Here is a 19,495-nt window from a genome sequence, read left to right on the forward strand (position 1 = left end):
CCCAAATTTCTTGTCTGTGGCTGCGGGAATGCATACCGGGCGCACCATGAAGGGACCTTTGAACACGTGCCTTGCTGGCTACCTTGCACTGGCTGCCGGGCTGGCTGCCTGTCTGCCGGGCGAGGTACAGGCGCAGGAAGCCGAGCAGCCCATTCTCGTCACCGCCCCGGGCGCGGGTGTTGACAGTGACGATGCGCTGGGCCTCTCGCGCGGCGATCTGGCCCGCAGCGGGCGCCCTGATCTGATCGGCGCGCTGACCCGACAGCTGCCCGGCGTCACCTTGCAGGATGCGCAAGGCAATCCCTGGCAACCCGTGCTGGTCTATCGCGGCCAGACCGCCTCGGGCGCGCAAGGGCAATCGCAGGGCCTCGCCGCCTATCTCGATGGCGCCCGCTTCAATTTGCCGTTCGGCGATACCGTCTCGCTCGATCTCGTGCCTGATGCGGCGCTGCGGACGGTCGAGCTGGTCGATTCCAGCCCGGTCTACGGCCTCAACGCCCTCGGCGGCGCACTCGTGCTGGAGACCGCGACCGGTCGGAGCGATCCCGGCGTGACCGGCAACGCTTCACTCGGCGCCTATGGCGCGCATGACGTCAGCCTCGCGGCGGGCGGTGCGGCAGGCCGGTTCAGCGTGTTCGCGGCGGTGCAATCGCGCGGGGAGAAGGGCTGGCGCGATTTCAGCAGTTCGCGGCTCGCCAGCGGCTATGCCGATCTTGGCTATGATGGCGTCGCGGCGGGGCTGCACGCCAAGTTGATCGTGGCGAGCACCGGGCTCAGCGGCAATGGCGCTTCGCCCGAAGAGCTGCTCGCCGTGCGCCGCGCGGCGGTGTTCACCCACCCCGATCGCACCGAAAACCGCTTCACCCGCGTGAGCCTGCACCCCTGGGCCGATCTCGCGCCGACGACGCGGCTGCAGGCAGCTTTCTATGCGCAGTGGCAGACGAGCCGCGCGCTCAACGGCGATGCCGCCGATATCGAAGAGTGTGAAGACGAGCCGGGCCTGCTCTGCCTTGAAACCGACAACGAAGGCGAGGAGGAGTCCGAAGTCCTGACCGACCGGCTCGGTCGTCCGATCGCAGCGCTCGCGGGCGATCCGACTTACGCCGTGTTCAATCGCGGCACCTTGCGCTCGCGCGCGTTCGGCATGCTCGCGCAGATCACCGACCGGCGGCCACTGCTGGGCGGCAACAATGTGCTCACGCTGGGCACCAGCATGGATTACGGGCGCAGCGCCTTTGCAGCGACGACCACACTGGGCACGCTCGATGCAACGCGCGGTGTCAGGGCGGCAGGGCCGGTGATCGCGCAGGCAGACAACGCGATTTCGCCAGTCTCGGTGGTGGCGCGCAACTTCTATGCCGGGTTCTTCGCAGCCGAGACGTTTCCTCTGGGGCCCCACCTGCGGCTCGAGGCGGGGCTGCGCTACAACTATGCCTCGATCCGGCTCGACGACCGGATCGGCACCGCGCTCAACGGGCAGCACTACTTTGGTCGGCTCAATCCCGGGCTCGAGCTCGATTGGGATGCCGCCCCCGGCCTCTCGCTGCGCGCCGGCTACGCCGAGACCAACCGCGCGCCGACGCCGGCGGAACTCTCCTGTGCCGATCCCGAAGCGCCGTGCAGCCTCGCCAACTTCTTCGTCGCCGATCCGCCGCTGCGGCAGGTCGTGGCCCGCACGTGGGAGCTGGGCGCATCGGGCAAGGCTGCGCTGGGCGGCTGGCGGCTGACGTGGCTGGCCTCGGCCTACCGCGCGGACAGCCGCGACGAGATCCGCCGCATCGCCTCGGGCGTGCGCGGGCGCGCCTATTTCCAGAACCTGGGCGATGCGCGCCGGCAGGGTATCGAGCTGTCGCTAGTAGCCGAACGCGGCGGCTTCAGGCTCGGCGCGACGTATGCCTTCAGCGACGCCACCAACCGCTCGCTGGTTCGGATCGCCACGCACGGCAACCCGGAGGCGGATGCGGACGGCGCGATCACCGTGCGGCCGGGCGATCGGCTGCCCGGCGTGCCGCGCCACAATGCCAATCTCAATCTGGACTATGTCGGGAAAATGGGGGCCGGAAAGGCGGGCGCGTGGCGGCGCTTCACTCTTGGCGGCACGCTTTCGGCGCGTTCGGGGCAAGTGCTGCTGGGCGATGAATCGAACAAGGCTCCGCTCGTGCCCGGCTATCTGCTGGTCGATGTGCGCGCCGGGATCGAACTCGTGCGCGAGGTCGTGCTCTTCGGCGAAGTGCGCAACCTGTTCGATCGCCGCCATGCCACCTTCGGCACCTTCGGCGAGATCGGCGAAGTGTCGCTCGCCGAGGCGCCTGGCGCGTCCTCGCCGCGCTTCCTCGGCCCCGGCGCGCCGCGGCGCTGGACCATCGGGATACGGCACGGGTTCTGAGCCGTTGACCCGCTCACGTCGCGCTGCCAGAGGCGCCGCACCATGACCGCACACAAGCCGGGCGATCCGCTCACCATCAACCGCCTCTATGGCCGCGCCAAGGGCAAGCCGCTGCGCAGCGGTCAGCAGGCGCTGATCGACACGCTGCTGCCGCAGATCGCGGTGCCCGATGAAGGACCGGTGACGGCGGAGTCGCTGTTTGGCCGGGATTGCCCGCTGCATTTCGAGATCGGCTTCGGTGGCGGCGAACATATGGCGGGGCGCGCGGACATGCTGCCCGATCACGGCTTCATCGGTGCGGAACCCTTCCTCAACGGAGTGGCGCAGGCGCTGGTCCATGTCGATGGCGGGCGCGGGTCTGATGGCAGCGCCATGGGAATGCCGATCCGCAACGTGCGCATCCACCACGGCGATGCGCTCGAAGTGCTGGCACGCGTGCCCGATGGCGCGCTGTCGTTCGTGTATCTGCTCCACCCCGATCCCTGGCCCAAGGCGCGCCATGCCAAGCGGCGGATGATGAACGACGGGCCGGTGGACCTTATCGCCCGCAAGCTGAAGCCGGGCGGCGAGTTCCGCTTCGGCACCGATCATCCGGTCTATCTGCGCCATGCGCTGATGGTGATGCGCCGCCACACCGACCAGTTCGAATGGCTGGCACAGAAAGCGGCGGACTTCCAGCAGCGCCCCGGCGGCTGGCCCGAGACCCGCTACGAGGCCAAGGCCCGCGCGCAGGGGCACGAGGTCTGGTACTTCCGCTACCGCCGCCGCTAAGCGCGGAGGCGGCCCCACGCGAGCGCGGGCAGCATCGTCGCGCCGACCAGCGGAAACAGCACGGCGAGGATTGCCAGCAGGGCCTTGATCATTCCCGGCATCCGGTCGCCCGCCTGCAAGACCGGCGCGCCGAGTTCGCTTTGCGGACGGCGGCGCCACCACAGCACAAGCCCTGCCGAAACGCTGCCGACCAGCATCAGGCACACCGCCAGATTGGCAAGTTGGTTGGCGAGGCCATACTGCCGCCCCATGTGCGTCATCACGCCCCATTCCACCGCCTTGGCGACGGGGCTGTAGTCCGCCCACCCGACATTGCCGAGCACGCGTCCGGTGCCGGGATCGACGTAGAGCGTGCGCTGGCCTTCAGCCTTGTCGGGCACGTAGGACACGGTGAACACGCCCTTGGGCCCTTGCGGGTAAATGATCTGCACGCCTTCGCCGTAGTGCGCGCGGTCGAGCAGCGGCAGCAGCGCTTCGATCCGTGCGATGCCGACCGGGCCCATGCCCGAACCTTGCGGCATCATGCTGTGGCGGATCGTCCATGGCAGTTTCGGATCGGCGGGTGGCATCGCCGCCATCCTGTGCAAGGCATGGGGATCGGCGGCGGGTTTGCCGTCCGCCTCGGGCGGTGCGTGGAAGTTGGGCGAAGGCGCGATGAAGGGCACGACTTCGCCAAGCTTTGCGAACTGCGCGCCCCAGAACGCGGACCACGGCAGCCCTGTCAACACCAGCAGGATCACGAAGAGCGCAAGGAAGATTGACGGAATGGCATGCAGATCGCGCCACATCCGGCGGCCTCCGGCAGAGAGGCGCGGGACGATGACCCCCCGCGCCTTCCACTTGCGCGGCCACCACAGCCAGATCCCGGTCGCCATCATCACCAGTGTCCAGCAGGCGACAAGCTCGACGACATGGCTTCCGATTTCCCCGGCAAAGAAGGTGCCGTGGACCTTGCGCACGATGTTGGTCGGCTGCCAGGCGGGATCGCGCGTCCCCGTCACGGTTCCCCGCACCGGATCGAGATAGACGTCGCGCGTGGTGCCGCCTTCATCGCGGACGGACCAGATCGCCGCCTCATTCGCATCGAATGGCAGGCGCACGCGCAGCACCTTTGCGCCGGGCTGGGCGGCGCGCACCAGCGCCTCCTGCCGGGCGAGCGGCAAGGCTGCGAGACCGGGCGCGGGGGCAACGGTCTGCACACTGCGGTTCCACCATGCGTCGATCTCGCGGTCGAACAGATAGATCGCGCCGCTCAGGGTCAGCACGATCAGCAGCGGCGCTGTCCATAGCGCGGCATAGAAATGCCAGCGCCAGACGGCACGATAGCCGTGGGGACGGACGGTTTCTTCTGCACTTGCCATGGACCGCGCCCCCTTCAGAAGCCGACCGACACACGCACGCTGAACGTGCGTGGATCGCCGGGATAGACGGCAAACCCGTTGCCCGATGCGGTGAAGTACCGCTCGTCGAACAGGTTGCTCAGCGTCGCATCGATGCGGAACGGCTTGAGGGCGAGGCCGAGGCCGATGTCCGCCAGCGTATAGGCGGGCAGGGTCGTATCGCTGCCATCGACGAGCGCACGGCTCGTCACATGGTTGACCCCGCCGCGCATGGTGAGCGGCGTGCCGGGGATCGCCACACTGGTGCGCGCCGTGAAGCTGTGGCGCGGCAGATCGCCGATCCGCTTGCCCGCGATGCCATCGTTGCTGCGCGTGACCTTGCCGTCCATCAGCGCATAACCGGCGGACAGGTCCCACCACTCGCGCGGCTGCCATTCGCCTTCCAGCTCGATCCCGCGCACGCGCTGTTCGCCCGCATTGACGCTGAAATCGGGATCGACCGGATCGGCCGTGACCGCATTCACGCGCTTGATCTGGAACACCGAGAGGCTCGCGCGCAGAGTGCCGGTGCGATAGCGCAGCCCCGCTTCGGCCTGATTCGAGCGCTCCGGCTGCAGTGGTGTGCCGGTACGGGTGCGCGCGCCGGCGGTGTTCTCCACGTCGAAGCCGGTGTTGTAGCCGGCGTAGAACGAGACCGCGTCCGTCAGGCTGTAGGTCGAGCCCAGTTGCCAGATCGTCGTGCTGGTCTTCGCGCGGTTGTTGGTCGCGCCGCCATAGTCGCCGTCGCGCGCGTCGATCCAGCTGTGGCGCACCGCCCCGATCAGGTTCCAGCGCGGGGTGAGGTCGATCTGATCCTGCGCGTAGAGCGCGTGGCCGTCGATGTTGTAGAACCCGTCGAAGGCAAAGGTGCCGGCGGGCGGCGTGCTGGTGTAGCCATAGACCGGCGCCAGCACGTTGATCGGGCTGACGTTCGTCAGGTTGAACTGGGTGAAGCGGCTGCGTTCGTGGTCGTATTCATAGCCGATGAGCAGCTTGTGGGTCAGCGGACCCGTCACCACCCGGCCCGCGAGATCGAGCTGCGCGATGGTGTAGCTGTCGTCCTCGCGCCCGCGGCGACCGTTGCGGGTGATGAGCGCGGGGTTCGCCGCATCAGGCGCACGCAGTCGGATCTGCAGGAAGGCGCTGTTGAATTCCTGGTATTGCAGGCGCGGCGTTACCGTCCAGCCATCGGCCAGCCGCACATCGACCCAGGTCTGCACCAGCGGCGCATCGGCGGTGAGTGTATCGACCGAGGGTTCGCCGAGATAGAGCCCGCGCCGCAGCGCCGGGATACCGCTCTTCACCGTGCCCACCAGTGGCAGCCCGGGATTGCGCCGCGTATCGCGCTCGACATATTCGGCGACGAGATGCGCAGTCACGTCCTCCGACGGTGCGTAGCGCAAGTTGAGCGCCACGTTCTTGCGATTCAGATCCTGAAAATCGACGAATGTGCCGGACCGCTCGACTTCGCCTGTCACGCGGATGGCGAGACCGGGAGCAAGGCCGCTGTTCATGTCGAAAGTCAGCATCTTCTGGTTGAACTGCCCTGCCGTCAGCGCGAAGCTGCCGAACTGCCGCTCTTCCGGCTGGCGCGTGACAATGCTGACGATGCCGCCCACGGCTGACTGGCCATAGAGCACGCCGGAGGGGCCCTTGAGCACTTCGACCCGCTCGATGTTCGCGAGCGCCGAGGCATCGACGTCTTCATAGTAACGCTGGCGAATGCCGTTGCGCATCTGGTCGGCCAGGAACCCGCGCACCTTGAGGCTGAACGACTGGTAGGGGCCGACGCGCGAGAAGCCGGGGTTGGCGCTCGGCACGGCGCGCAGGATATCGCCGACCGAGCGCGCGCCGCGTTCGATGATATCCTCGGCGGTGACGATCTGGATCGATTGCGGCAGCCGCGCGATGGGGATGCCGGATTTGGCGCCGAAATCGCCGGAAAGCTTGGTGCCGGTGACGATGATGTCACGGCTGTCGGTGTTCTCGGGGGCCGCATTCTCGGGGGCGGGGGCCTCCTGGGCGCGCGCGGGCGTGGTTGCCGCCAGCAAGGCGGCAAGTGCAACAAGCGAGGTCTTCATGGGAATTTATGCTCCGCACCGGCGCGGCAGGGCGCGCGCGGTTCATCGGGAAAGGGTGCCCGGCGCGCAGAAGGGCCGGGCGGTCTGTTCCGTCAGATGGAGAGCGGCGGTCCGCGCAGCGGGGGGCGCAGGCGGGCAAGCCGCCGGGGGCGCGGGGCGGGTGTCGGCGCAAAGCCCAGTGCGATGATGAAGGCGAGCGCAAGGGCGAGCAGGACCGCATCGGCCCCGGCGGTCGATGCCATCGAGAGCGAGGAGAACGCGCAGTCGCCCTTGCCCGCGCTGCTTCCCGAACCGCCGCTCTTGCCGGCGGTGCCCTTCATCGGGATCGCGATCTGGGCGAGCGCATCGTGATCAAGGCTGTCGACGCAGATGCTGATCGTGAGGACCTTGGCATTGGGCGCGACCATGAAGCCGGCCGGCATGACCATCCTGAGGCACAGCGCCGCACCGACCAGCACCATGGCCAGCAGGTGGTGACGCAGGACAAGGGCGCGCAAAGCGGTCATTGCGGCGTGGCCCTAGCGCGGGGACTCGCGGCTGTCACCCCGCGATTTCCTGCAAAGCCGTGCGGTGATTCACTCTGCAACCATCGCGTTAACCAGTTAATCGCTTCCTAACCAAGCAAGCCTAACTTCAGCTCCAACGCCGGACAGAAACGGGATTGTCCGGCCTGAGCAGCGAAGCGAGGGGCTTATGTCCACGACGAAGACAGCGCAGACCATTCTGACCGAGATGCGGGAGTTTGCCGGATTTTCGCCATGCGAGCAGCGCTATATCCGGCGCAGTCTCGATGTTGGCCTGGCCCGCCACGACGCCTTCCGGCGTTGGGCGCGCGGACCTGCCGAAGCAGCCTCCATCCGCACTCAATACGTGATCTATCAGGATCTCAAGCTGCTGCGCGGCCTTATGAAAGGCGATATCAAAACCGAAAATGGCGCGGGCCTCGAAGACCTCGAGACCGTGATGGGCCCGCTGCTGCGGGTCACCACGTTCGATCTTTCGCAGGGCCGCATCGCGTGCTTCTCGGCCTACCGGTTCCTCTACGAACGCCTGCTCGGCGCCGAAGTGCGCCCCTGGCTGCCGGGTGCGTTCTGCGGAGCCGCAGCGCTGCCGCATATCCGGCCCGAACGCCGCAAGGAATTGCTCCAGTCGATCAGCGAAGCTGCCGCAACCGCGCCGGGCTGGTCGATGGCCGCGCCACGCTTCTTCCCGGAATACGTCGAGATGGAAGAAGCGGCCTGAGGGTGACACAAGTTACACCGTGTAACCCTGAAAAAATCTCATTAGATATATGATTTAAAGCGTTTTATCTGAAAGGCGGACGGGTGACACACATCTGTCCGTTTTTTCCGTGCTGGCTGATGATATCAAGGAGCGGGCAGCAGACCTGCTCGCGAGGTTATGCCAGATTGCGGCGATGTAGGAAAACGCGGGACCGGCACACAGCTGGTTTGCAGGAGGCAATGCCGATGGCCCTTGCCCGCCGGACGCTCTGCTCCCCTACTTCGCGCGGTCCGGCTTGGCGCGCCACGTGCCCTTGCGGTGCGGCTTCTTCGGCGCTTCGGGGCGGCCGGCCTGACGGTAGGGCTTGGGGGCGTGGTTGGGCTTGCCTTCGCGGCGATGCCGGCGCGCTTCTTCGCGCGGGGCACCGTCCATCGGCGTGATCTCGAACTCGTCGGCTTCCTCGGCGGTGCGGCGCACCGCATCCATGAAGCGCGCCGCGATGGCGGACGGCACTTCGAACAGCGTTTCCTGCGCGGTGATGCGGATCGCGCCGATTTCGCTGCGGCTGACATGGCCGCGGCGGCAGAGCAGCGGGAGGATCCAGCGCGGATCGGCGTTCTGATTGCGCCCGAAATCGAGCCGCATCCAGGTGCTCTGCTCAAAGCCGGGGCGCGGTTCGCGCTGCGCTGGCGGGCCGGCATCGTTGCCGCTCATCAGGTCTTCTGGTTCGGGCAGGCGGGCACGGTGAACCTGCACCAGCGCGGCGGCTATATCTTCGGCGCTGCGTTCAGCCAGGAGCCTTGCAGCGAGCGCGCGGTCTTCCTCGCTGGCCTCGACCGGCGCGAGCAGCGCGGCCATCATCCGGTCATTGTCGGCAGCGCGAATATCGGCAGCGGACGGCGCCGGCACCCACTGCGCCGGAATGCGCGCGCCGCGCAGCATGGCCTCGACCCGCTTGCGGCGCGGGTAGGGCACGATCAGCACGGCGGTGCCCTTCTTGCCGGCGCGCCCGGTGCGGCCCGAGCGGTGCTGCAGCGTTTCGGCATCGCGCGGAATCTCGACATGGACAACAAGGCTGAGGCTGGGCAGATCGATCCCGCGCGCGGCGACATCGGTGGCGACGCAGACCCGCGCGCGGCGATCACGCAGCGCTTGCAGCGCATGGTTGCGCTCGCTCTGGCTGTGCTCGCCCGAAAGCGCGACAACGGCAAAGCCGCGCTCGGTCAGGCTGGCGTGAAGGCGGCGGACATTGTCGCGCGTGGCGCAGAACAGCATCGCGGTTTCCGCTTCGTGGAAGCGCAGCAGATTGACGACGGCGTGCTCGATATCGGCGGGCGCGACGGCCATTGCCTGATAATCGATATCGCCGTGGCCGCGCTCTTCGGAAACGGTCGAGATGCGCAGCGCGTTGTTCTGGTAGCGGCGGGCCAGCGCCACGATCGGCGCGGGCATGGTCGCCGAGAACAGCAGCGTGCGGCGTTCCTGCGGCGTCGCGTCGAGGATCGCCTCGAGGTCTTCGCGAAAGCCCATGTCGAGCATCTCGTCCGCCTCGTCGAGTACGGCGACGCGCAGCGCGGAAAGCTGGAGCGCCCCGCGTTCGAGGTGATCGCGCAACCGGCCCGGGGTGCCGACGACGATGTGCGTGCCGTAGCCGAGCGCACGGCGCTCGCGCGAGGCGTCCATGCCGCCGACGCAAGTGGCGATGCGCGCGCCGGTCTGTTCGTAGAGCCATTCCAGTTCGCGGCTGACCTGCAGGGCGAGCTCGCGCGTGGGGGCGATCACCAGCGCGAGCGGCGCACCGGCGGGGCCCATGCGGTCTTCGCCGGCGAGCAGTTCCGCGGCCATGGCGAGGCCGAAGGCGACGGTCTTGCCGGAGCCGGTTTGCGCGGAGACGACCAGGTCGCGGCCATGGGCTTCGGCTTCGAGCACGGCAGCCTGCACCGGAGTGGGGGCGGCATAGCCGCGGGCTGCCACGGCGGCGCCGAGGGCGGGGGGAAGCTGTGAAAAGGGCATAGGGCTTTCGGGGGAATAACGTGTGCCCGGACATGCGGTGGCGGCCGGAACGGACCACCTCCACGCCGGAAGAAGCGCGCCCCATAGACCAATTGGAGCGGTTTGGCTTGTGTTGTTTGCACGGGCGCCGGATTTTGCCCCCTCTTGTCAGCAGGGACGGGAGCGGACAAGCTGGTGCGATAAGAAGGATAGGAGGGGATCTGATGGATTTTCGCGCACGCGCGATGCGGCTGGCTTTGGTGGCGACGGTGATTGTGCCGGGCTGGGCACTGGCTGCCCCTCCTGCCGATCCCGCGCTCGCGCCCAAGCCTGCCAGTGCGGCGACCGTGGCGGCGCAGCAGGCCGTGGCCGCAAAACTGCCGCAGGACGACGGGCGCGATGCCGCCTTTGCCGCGCAAGGCTATGTGGCGAGCGCCGCCGATCCCGTCATCCGTGATGCGGCGGGCAAGGCGGTGTGGAACATGGCCGCCTACGACTGGGTGCAGGGCCCCGCGCCCGCCAGCGTGAACCCTTCGCTCTGGCGCGAGGTGGGGCTGCTGAAGAAGCACGGCCTCTACGCGGTGGCGGACGGTGTGTGGCAGGTGCGCGGGTTCGACGTTTCGAACATGACCGTGATCCGCGGGGCAACCGGCTGGGTGCTGGTCGATCCGCTGACGACGAAGGAGACGGCGGCGGCGGCGCTGGCGCTGGTCAACGCCCAATTGGGCGCGCGGCCGGTTTCGGCGGTGATCTACAGCCACAGCCATGCCGACCACTTCGGCGGCGTGCGCGGGGTGATTGCCGAGGCGGACGTGACCGCAGGCAAGGTGCAGGTGATCGCGCCGGCGCATTTCATCGAGGAAGCGGCGAGCGAGAACATCCTTGCGGGCTCCGCGATGGGCCGGCGTGCGCAGTATCAGTTCGGTGGCGGCCTTGCGCCGGGTGCCGAGGGGCAGATGGGCAGCGGCATCGGGCTTGGCGTTTCATCGGGCACCATCACGCTGATCGCGCCCACCGATACCGTGAGCAAGACAGGCGAGACCCGGGTGATCGACGGCGTGCCGATGGAGTTCCAGATCGTATCGGGCAGCGAGGCGCCGAGCGAGCTCAACGTCTATCTGCCGGGGCAGAAGGTGCTGCTTTCGGCGGAGATGAGCACCTGTTCGCTGCACAATATCCTCACCCCGCGCGGGGCCAAGGTGCGCGATACGCGGGCCTGGGCGGGCTATCTCGACGAGGCGCTGCGGATCTACGGCGGGCGGAGCGATGCAGTGATCTCCAGCCATTGCTGGCCGCGCTTCGGGCAGGCGGAAGTGAGCCGGATGCTGGCGAGCCAGCGCGACAACTACCGCGTGTTGCACGATCAGACGCTGCGCCTGATGAACAAGGGTGAGACCCCGGCGGAGATCGCCGAGCAATTGGTGCAGCCCGCCGCGATTGCCGCCGACTGGTTCAACCATGGCTATTACGGAACCTACAGCCACAACGCGAAGGCGGTCTATCAGTTCTACCTTGGCTGGTACGATGCGGTTCCTGCGAACCTCAATCCGTGGCCGGCGGTGGAGCATGCCAAGCGGCTGGTAGGCGCGATTGGCGGCCCGGCCAAAGTGCTGGCGCAGGCCAAAGCGGCAATGAAGGCGGGCGATTACCGCTGGTCGTCCGAGCTTCTGAGTGCAGCGGTCTTCGCCGATCCTGCGAACAAGGCGGCGCGGGCACTGCTGGCGGACAGCTATGAGCAGCAGGGCTATCAAGCGGAGAGCGCCATCTGGCGCAACCAGTTCCTCGCCGCCGCGAGCGAGCTCAGGAACGGGCGGAAATCCTCCGCCACATCGAGCCAGAGCCAGGACATGATCGCGGCGGTGCCGACGCAGCTCCTGCTCGATTCGGTGGCGACGCGGCTTGATCCGGCGAAGCTGGCGGGGCGGCGCATGGCGATCAACCTCGTGATGCCCGAGCGCAAGGAGACGGCGGGCATCGAGTTGACGGGCACCGCCATGCTGGCGCGGATGGAGCAAGCGCCCGGCGCAGCGGCAACGCTGACGGCCCCGCGCCGCCTGCTGCTGGGGCTGCTGTTCCTGAAACTGCCGCTGGCGCAGCTGGAAGCGGCGGGCCTCAAGGTCGAAGGCGACCGCGCGGCGATGGAAGCGTGGCTGGCGGCGCTCGATCCGATGCCGGGGGCGTTCAACATCGCCGAGCCGTGAGGGGAATCAGACCATCTTGTCGATGAGGATGGCTGCCCACACCGCCAGCGTCAGCGCGCCGCCGGCGATCGTCCAGCGGATGGCGAGGCGCAGGTGGCGGGCTTGCGCGTCGATCGAGTGGACAAAGCTGGCGAACAGGCGCTGGCGCAGCGCGGCATCGCCTTCGAGGCCCTCGGCGTCGAATTCCTCGCCCAGCAGCATGGCTCTGAGCGCGAGCGCGCAGGAGACGACGAGCGGCGCGATGCCGATCAGGCTGGCGAGCACCAGCAGCGGCTGGGTGGCGGCATCAACCGAAAGCGGCGCGCCGGGGCTGGCCGAGATCGGGTGCGTGCCAATGGTGATCATCAGCGCGTTGAAGCCGAGCATGGCGCCAAGCCGCACCGAAAGATCGAGATCGCGGTTCTCGAGGAATTCGAGATCGGCGATGAAGCCCGGATCGGGCGGCTCGCCGCGCATCTCGCGAAAGGCGCGCAGGCGCGAGCGGAAGGACGTGGGGAGCATGACGCGCAAGCCTACTGTGATCGGGCGGAGGTGCAAGGCCTGACCGGCCGGGGCGATTGACGCCGCTTTCGCGCCATGCGAGCCTTGTTGCGATGCAGCATGCAGTCCGCTTCTGGCCCGCCTGTGCGATGGCTCTTGCCGTGACTGCGGGCGGTACCTCGGCCCATGCGCAAGCCGTGCCGCCGCTGCCGGGGCGTGTCGATATCGAGGCGCAAGGCACCGCGGCGACGGGCGCACGTGCTGCGGAGAATGCCGTGCGCAGCGCCGTCGATGCCTTTGGCACCACCGTCGGGCGCGAAACGATCGGGCTCTACAACCCGGAGAGCGCACGCGGGTTTTCGCCCACGGCAGCGGGCAATGTGCGGATCGAGGGGCTCTATTTCGATCAGGTGTGGGAACTGGGCGCGCGATTGCAGCGTACCACGCAGATCCGCGTCGGGCTCTCGGCGCTGGGGAGCCCGTTTCCCGCGCCGACCGGCATTGTCGACTATGCCTTCCGCACCCCCGGCGACGAGACGGCCCTGAGCCTGCTGGGCGAGATCAACCAGTGGGGCAACAATTCGCTGGAGATCGACGCCAACCTGCCGGTGCAGGAGGGGCTGAACCTTGGGCTCGGCGGGGCGATCTACAATGACCGCAACTTCAACGGGACGCGGGCGCAGTTTCTCGAACTCTCGGCGGCGCTGCTCTGGCAGATCACGCCGGAAGCGGACCTGGTGCCCTTTGCAACGCATGCGGAAGGTTTCGAGATCAAGGGGCCGCTCTTTCTGCCTGCAGGCGAGGGGTTGCCGCCGCGCCTGCCGCGCCGCTTCCTCAAGGGGCCGGACTGGGCGCGCTATCGTGGATCGGCAACCAATGCCGGGCTGATCGCGACATGGCGGATCGCCGCCGGCTGGGAGCTCAAGGGCGGGGTGTTCCATTCGCGTTTCGATGACCGGCGCGGCTTCACCAATCTGATCGTTGATCTGGCAGCGGATGGCACGGGTACGCAGATCGTGATCGCGGACCCCCCGCTCACGTTCGCATCGACCAGCGGCGAACTGCGCCTCACGCGCACGATCGCCGATGGCCCGCGCGTGCACCGCCTCCACGCCAGCGTGCGGGCGAGAGCGGGCAACCGGCGCTTCGGCGGATCGGACGTGATCGACCTCGGGCCCACCAGCGTCTTCTCGCCGACGACCGCCCCTCGCCCGGCGTTTGCCTTTTCTGCCCAACAGCGCGACCGGGTGCGCCAATGGACGGTGGGGCTGGCCTATGAAGGGCGCTGGCAAGGCGTGGGCGAGCTGAGCCTTGGCGTCCAGAAGACGCAGTACCGCAAGCGCATCGGCCTGCCGGGAGAGCCGCCGGTGGCGACTTTCGCCGCGCCGATCCTGTTCAACGTGACGCTGGCTGCCGAAATCACGCCGCGCCTCACCGCTTATGGCGGCTATGTGACCGGGCTGGAGGAAAGCGGTATCGCGCCCGAGAACGCGGCGAACCGCAACGAGGCGCTGCCCGCGATCCGCACCAGCCAGCGGGATGCGGGGCTGAGCTATGCGCTGACCGACGAGATCAAGCTGGTGGCGGGCGTGTTCGACGTGCGCAAGCCCTACTTCAATCTGGGCGCCAATGGCCGCTTCGATGCGCTGGGCGACGTGATCAACCAGGGCGCGGAAGTCTCGATCGCCGGACCCCTTACCGAGCGGCTCAGCGTGGTGGCGGGCGCGGTGCTGCTGCGCCCCCGCGTGCGCGGCGAGGATGTGGCCAGCGGGCAAGTCGGGCCGCGCCCGGTGGGTGCGATCACGCGCAGACTTGAGCTCAATGCCGACTGGCGGCCACCATGGCTGGAGGGCCTTTCGCTCGATGTCAGCGCCTCGCACCGCAGCGCTGAGACGGCAACCGTAAGCAACCTGACCGCGATCCCGCCGCGCACCATGATCGATCTGGGCGGGCGCTATCAGTTTGCACTGGCCGGCAAGGCCGCAACGCTGCGGCTGCAGATCGAGAATCTGACGGACCTGCAGGGGTTCAGGCTCGAAGGCGCGGGTGCCTTTGACCTGATCGCCGGGCGGCGCCTTGGCGGGTATCTGACCGTCGATTTCTAGCCTTCTAGCCCCCTAGCCTTCTAGCCCTTGTACAGCGCGTCCAGCCTCGCCCCGTAGCGCGCCTTGATCTTGTGGCGGCGGATCTTCATCGAGGGGGTCATTTCCTCGTTGTCGATGGTGAAGGGCTCGTCCGCGAGCGCGATCTGGCGGACCTTTTCGATGACCGAGAGGTCCTTGTTCACCCGGTCGACCGCTGCGCGGAGCGCGGTGCGGAAGGCGGGCAGGTCCGAAAGCGCGGCCATGTCGTACTTCTCGCCCTCGGCACGGGCCCATTCCATCGCCCATTCGGCATCGGGGACGATGAGGCCGACGATGTAGGGCCGCTTGTCGCCCGAGACCATCGCCTGCCCGATCTCCGGCTGCAGCGTGAGCATGCCCTCGATCCGCTGCGGTGAGACGTTGTCGCCCTTGTCGTTGACGATCATGTCCTTCTTGCGGTCGGTGATCCTGATCCGGCCCTTGTCATCGAAGTGGCCGATATCGCCGGTGTGGAGCCAGCCCGCCTGCGGCCCGTCCTGCGGGATCGCGCGAAGCGTTTCGGCGTCATTGCGCCAATAGCCGTGCATGACGAGTTCGCCGCGCACGAGGATCTCGCCATCCTCGGCGATCTTGACCTCCACGCCGCGCAAGGGAGGGCCGACGGTGTCCATCGCGAGGCCCACCCTGGGCCGGTTGCAGCTGATCACCGGGCCGGCTTCGGTCTGGCCATAGCCCTGCAGCATGGTGAGCCCCATCGCATCGAAGAACAGGCCGACGTCGGGATTGAGCGGTGCACCGCCCGAGACGAGGGCCTTGAGGCGTCCGCCGAAGCGCTGGCGGATCTTGGGGCGCAAGGTGCGTTCGATGAAGAAATCCATCGGTGCATCGATGATCCGGCGCAGGATGCTTGCCCCCTCTGCCTTGCGTGCGCCGATCGCGAGCGCCCGGGCCATCAGGTAGTTGGGCAGTTTGCCCTGCTTTTCGACCTGCTTCATGATGCGCGCGCGCAGCACCTCGAACAGGCGCGGCACGACGACCATGAGCGTGGGCCGCGTCTCCTCGATATTGCTGGCGAGCTTTTCGAGCCCTTCCGCATAATAGATCTGCGCGCCGAGACCGATGGGCAGGAACTGGCCGCCGGAATGCTCGTAGGCATGGCTGAGCGGCAGGAAGGAAAGGAACACCTCGGTCTCGCGGCCGGTGGTGTCCCAGCCCAGATCCTCGGCGACGACGGCGCCCGCGCCATCGACATTGCACAGGATCGCGCCGTGGTGCTGGCACACGCCGCGCGGGGCGCCGCCGGTGCCGCTGGTGTAGATGATGCAGGCGGTTTCATGACGGCCGATCGCGGCGACACGCGCGGCGACCGAAAGGCGCGCAGGCACGGCATCGCCGCTGGTGAGCGCGGACCAATCATGGAAGCCGATGCGTTCGGACTGCATGCGGCGCAGCGGTTCCATGCCGATGATATGCGCCACCGGCGCCGCGCTGAGGCAGGCGGTGAGCAGCGGCTGGGCGAGCTTCGCATTGGAGACGATGACCGCGCGGGCGCCCGAATTCTCCAGCACGTGGAGATGGTCGCGCACGGTGTTGGTGACATAGGCAGGCACGGTAACCAGCCCTGCGGCCATGATCGCGAGGTCGGCGATGCACCATTCGGGCCGGTTTTCCGAGACGAGCACCACCCGGTCGCCCGCATCGAGCCCGAGGCTGCGCAGCGATTCGGCGAGGAGGCAGACCTGATCCGCCGCCTCGCGCCAGCTCAGCGATTGCCAGCTGCCGCCGCGCTTGGCCCAGAGGAACGGACGATCCCCGAAGAACTCCGCCCGATCGAGGAACATGGCGACGAGATTGGGATAGGACGCGAAATCGGAAAGCTGCACGGTATGACGATCCCCTGCCCGGTGTGCCCGCGCTGGCGGGTCACGTGTTTGGCCGGGAAACTAGGAGTGCCGTAGCGGAAGGGCAAGGCGGCCTGTGGAAAGTGCCTCAGGGGGAAACGCTGGCGCCCTCGCTGCGGGGATCGGCGGCGCCCACCCAGTGGTACTTGCCGTTCTCGCCCGGCACCCATTCGATGGCATTGGCCTTGAGGCGCATCGGCACCGCAACGACCCTGGCATGGCCGAGCGACTGGAGCGCCGGGACCATGGCGGCCAGCGGCGTGCCGGCCTCTACGGCCAGGGTGCCTCCGGGTGCGGGCATGACGATCCCCTGCGCGATGGCCTCGCGTGCGGGCAGGTTCCAGTCGAGCGTGCCGATGATTACGCGGATCACTTGCGGCGGGATGGTATAGCCGCCCGCTGCACCCACGATCAGGCGCAGATGGCCATCCGGGCCATAGACCACAACCGGGCTCATCGAACTGCGCGGGCGCTTTCCGGCCTCCACCCTGTTGGCAGTGGTCTTGCCGTTGCGGGTGGGGTCGAGATTGAAATCGGTGAGCTCGTTGTTGAGGAAGTATCCGCCGACCACGAGGCCCGAACCGAACGCGCTTTCGATGGTGGAGGTATAGCTCGCGGCATTGCCCCAGCGGTCGACCGCGGCGAAATGAGTCGTGCCGTGCTCGTGGATGGGAGCGGCCATGGCGAGGCTGTCGCGGGCGCCGGCGGGCATGCCGGGAGCAGCATTGTTGATCGCGGCCTTGTCCGAGATCAGCGCCGAGCGGGCGGCGAAATAGGCGGGATCGATCAGCCCGGCGGTCGGCACGGGGGCGTAATCGGGATCGGCGAGCCAGGTGTCGCGGTCGGCAAAGGCGAGCCGCTCGGCCTCGGCAATGAGGTGCCACGCAGTGGGGGAGGCGCCGCCCAACGCCTTGAGGTCGAAGCGTTCGAGCATGCCCAGCGTCTGCAGCACGGTCACGCCGCCGGCCGAGGGCGGGCCCATGCTGCACACCCGCCACACGCGGTAGCGGCCGCAGACCGGATCGCGGGGCTTGGCCTTGTAGCCAGCGAGATCGGCGGTGGACATCGGCGCGGGATTGCGCGGGGCCGTGCCGACCTTGACGGCAATCGCCTTGGCGTTGTCGCCCAGATAGAAGCTGTCGGCGCCGAGCGCGGCGATCTTCTCGAAGGTTGCGGCAAGCGCCGGGTTGCGGACCACGGTGCCGACCGGAAGCGGTGCGCCATCGGCTCCGAAGAACAGCGCGCGGCCGGCGGGATCGAGACCCGCGATGCCGGAGGCGAAAGAGAGCGTGCTGGCAAGGCGCGGGGTGATGGCGAAGCCGTCGCCCGCCAGCCGGATCGCCGGGCCGAACAGCACGCGCCACGGCAGCTTGCCCTTGCGCGCATGGACCAGCGCGGCGAGGCGCAGGTTGCCCGGTACACCCACGCTGCGTCCGCCGGGTACGGCATCGCCATGATCGAGCACTTTGCCATCGACCTTGAACCAGTCGGGCGTCGCGGCGGCAGGCGCCATCTCGCGCCCGTCATAGCTTTCGACCTTGCCCGAGGCATCGGCCGTGACAAGGAACCCGCCGCCGCCGATGCCCGAGCTTTGCGGCTCGACCACGGTGAGCGCGAGCATCGTGGCGATGGCGGCATCGGTGGCCGATCCGCCAAGGCGCAGCATTTCCGCACCGGCCGCAGCGGCCCGCGGATCGGCAGCGGTGACGACGCCTGTTTCGTCGGCAGCAAGCGGCGGCGCGCCTTGTGCGCGTGCGGTGGTGGGCCGGGCGGCGTTGGGCAGCGGCGCGCAAGCCTGTGCGAGAACGAGGAGCGCAGCAGGCGCGAGCGAGCGGACAAAGCGGAAAGCCATGGCGCAGCGTTATTCGCTGCCGACCGCCTCGGCAATGCTGCTCATGCCCGCGTCGCGCACGCGCCTGGCCAAGCCATCGACGATGCGCTGCACGAGGCCGGGGCCTTCATAGACGAGCGCGCTGTAGAGCTGGATCAGGCTGGCACCAGCGCGGATGCGGGCCCAGGCATCGTCCGCGCTGGCGATGCCGCCGACGCCGATCAGCGGGACAAGGCCGCCGGTGGCCGCACGGAAATCCCGCAGCACCTGCAGCGCCAGCGGGCGCAGCGGTTCGCCCGAGAGACCGCCGGTCTCCTTTGCCAGCGGCGAGCCGAGCGACGGGCGGGTGATCGTGGTGTTGCTCACGATCAGCGCATCGAGCCGCTTTTCGATGGCGATCCTGCAGATGGCATCAATATCGGCGCCGGTGAGATCGGGGGCGAGCTTGAGAAACAGCCTGGTCGGCAAGGTGCCGCGCGCCTCGATCACCGCATCGAGCAGATCGGCGAGCGCGGCGGGATCCTGCAGCGCGCGCAGGCCCGGGGTGTTGGGCGAGCTGATGTTGACGGTGAGGTAGCTGGCGAGCGGCGCCATGATCCGGGTCATCGCCGCGTAATCGGCGATGCGGTCTGCCGAATCCTTGTTGGCACCGATATTCGCGCCGACCACACCGGGGCGGTGCCTGCGCGCATTGAGCCGGGCGGCGACCACTTGCGCACCGGCGTTGTTGAAGCCCATGCGGTTGATGACCGCGTTGTCCTCGACAAGGCGGAAGAGGCGTGGGCGAGGATTGCCTTCCTGCGGGCGCGGGGTGACGGTGCCCGCCTCGACAAAGCCGAAGCCGAGGCCAAGCAAGGCGTCCGGCACTTCGCCGTTCTTGTCGAAGCCTGCCGCGATGCCCACCGGATTGGGGAACACCAGACCCGCGACTCGCTGAACCAGCAGCGGTTGCGGCGCGATGCGGCCGCTACGCGGCGCAGCGGCGAGGGCGGCGATCGTGAGGCGGTGGGCAGTCTCGGCGGGAATGCGGAACAGCAGGGGACGGCAAATCGAATAGAGCATGCTTGAGCGTTTCCCTCCGGCCCGATGACGGGTGGCAGGTTCTATTGCCGCCCCGGGCATGCACGCCAAGCGGCAATTGCAACCAATTTGTCGGTTAACCGCC

General features: G+C 68.0%; 13 protein-coding genes. 5 read left to right on the forward strand and 8 right to left on the reverse strand.

What is annotated here, in order from left to right; translation table 11 throughout:
- Positions 1 to 58 precede the first annotated feature (58 nt).
- The gene (locus K5Q19_RS08240) at positions 59 to 2,386 is read left to right on the forward strand and encodes a TonB-dependent receptor (RefSeq protein ID WP_292943290.1); all 2,328 of its coding nucleotides are present in this window, start codon (positions 59 to 61) and stop codon (positions 2,384 to 2,386) included.
- Between the two features lie 42 nt (positions 2,387 to 2,428).
- The gene (locus K5Q19_RS08245; protein ID WP_292943293.1) at positions 2,429 to 3,157 is read left to right on the forward strand and encodes a tRNA (guanine(46)-N(7))-methyltransferase TrmB; all 729 of its coding nucleotides are present in this window, start codon (positions 2,429 to 2,431) and stop codon (positions 3,155 to 3,157) included.
- On the opposite strand, the gene K5Q19_RS08250 is transcribed toward K5Q19_RS08245, so the two are convergent.
- From K5Q19_RS08250 to K5Q19_RS08260, 3 genes are all read right to left on the reverse strand, one after another.
- Complete coding sequence (locus tag K5Q19_RS08250) at positions 3,154 to 4,518, reverse strand: PepSY domain-containing protein (RefSeq protein ID WP_292943298.1); 1,365 nt, start codon at positions 4,516 to 4,518, stop codon at positions 3,154 to 3,156. The two genes, K5Q19_RS08245 and K5Q19_RS08250, sit on opposite strands and share 4 nt — an antisense overlap.
- 14 nt (positions 4,519 to 4,532) lie before the next feature.
- Positions 4,533 to 6,617 (reverse strand): TonB-dependent receptor, encoded by a 2,085-nt coding sequence (locus K5Q19_RS08255; RefSeq protein WP_292943300.1) that lies wholly within the window; start codon positions 6,615 to 6,617, stop codon positions 4,533 to 4,535.
- A gap of 92 nt (positions 6,618 to 6,709) precedes the next feature.
- Entirely contained in the window at positions 6,710 to 7,123 is a 414-nt protein-coding gene (locus K5Q19_RS08260) for a hypothetical protein (protein ID WP_292943303.1), read from the reverse strand.
- A 187-nt stretch (positions 7,124 to 7,310) separates the two neighbouring features.
- Between K5Q19_RS08260 and K5Q19_RS08265 the strand changes: the two genes are divergently transcribed.
- Positions 7,311 to 7,859, forward strand: a complete 549-nt coding sequence (locus K5Q19_RS08265) for a hypothetical protein (RefSeq protein ID WP_292943306.1) — start codon at positions 7,311 to 7,313, stop codon at positions 7,857 to 7,859.
- 258 nt (positions 7,860 to 8,117) lie between these two features.
- On the opposite strand, the gene K5Q19_RS08270 is transcribed toward K5Q19_RS08265, so the two are convergent.
- Positions 8,118 to 9,854, reverse strand: coding sequence for a DEAD/DEAH box helicase (locus K5Q19_RS08270; protein WP_292943309.1), 1,737 nt, complete (start codon positions 9,852 to 9,854; stop codon positions 8,118 to 8,120).
- A gap of 203 nt (positions 9,855 to 10,057) precedes the next feature.
- Here K5Q19_RS08270 and K5Q19_RS08275 point away from each other — a divergent pair, with 203 nt between their 5' ends.
- Positions 10,058 to 12,034, forward strand: a complete 1,977-nt coding sequence (locus K5Q19_RS08275) for an alkyl sulfatase dimerization domain-containing protein (protein ID WP_292943312.1) — start codon at positions 10,058 to 10,060, stop codon at positions 12,032 to 12,034.
- Positions 12,035 to 12,040: 6 nt separating this feature from the next.
- On the opposite strand, the gene K5Q19_RS08280 is transcribed toward K5Q19_RS08275, so the two are convergent.
- Positions 12,041 to 12,535 carry a hypothetical protein gene (locus K5Q19_RS08280; RefSeq protein WP_292943315.1) on the reverse strand — a complete coding sequence of 165 codons (495 nt, stop codon included), beginning with the start codon at positions 12,533 to 12,535 and terminating at the stop codon, positions 12,041 to 12,043.
- 92 nt (positions 12,536 to 12,627) lie between these two features.
- On the opposite strand from K5Q19_RS08280, the gene K5Q19_RS08285 reads away from it, so the two are divergent.
- Entirely contained in the window at positions 12,628 to 14,619 is a 1,992-nt protein-coding gene (locus tag K5Q19_RS08285) for a TonB-dependent receptor (RefSeq protein ID WP_292943318.1), read from the forward strand.
- A gap of 20 nt (positions 14,620 to 14,639) precedes the next feature.
- On the opposite strand, the gene K5Q19_RS08290 is transcribed toward K5Q19_RS08285, so the two are convergent.
- The 3 genes from K5Q19_RS08290 to K5Q19_RS08300 all read right to left on the reverse strand — a co-directional run bounded on the left by K5Q19_RS08290 (position 14,640) and on the right by K5Q19_RS08300 (position 19,392).
- A complete protein-coding gene (locus K5Q19_RS08290; RefSeq protein ID WP_292943321.1) occupies positions 14,640 to 16,481 on the reverse strand; it encodes a long-chain fatty acid--CoA ligase in 1,842 nt (613 codons plus the stop codon).
- A 106-nt stretch (positions 16,482 to 16,587) separates the two neighbouring features.
- A complete protein-coding gene (ggt, locus tag K5Q19_RS08295) occupies positions 16,588 to 18,351 on the reverse strand; it encodes a gamma-glutamyltransferase (protein ID WP_292943324.1) in 1,764 nt (587 codons plus the stop codon).
- A 9-nt stretch (positions 18,352 to 18,360) separates the two neighbouring features.
- Complete coding sequence (locus K5Q19_RS08300) at positions 18,361 to 19,392, reverse strand: quinone-dependent dihydroorotate dehydrogenase (RefSeq protein ID WP_292943327.1); 1,032 nt, start codon at positions 19,390 to 19,392, stop codon at positions 18,361 to 18,363.
- Positions 19,393 to 19,495 lie beyond the last annotated feature (103 nt).

It is taken from the genome of Novosphingobium sp. (assembly GCF_019748365.1).
Taxonomy (GTDB): domain Bacteria; phylum Pseudomonadota; class Alphaproteobacteria; order Sphingomonadales; family Sphingomonadaceae; genus Novosphingobium.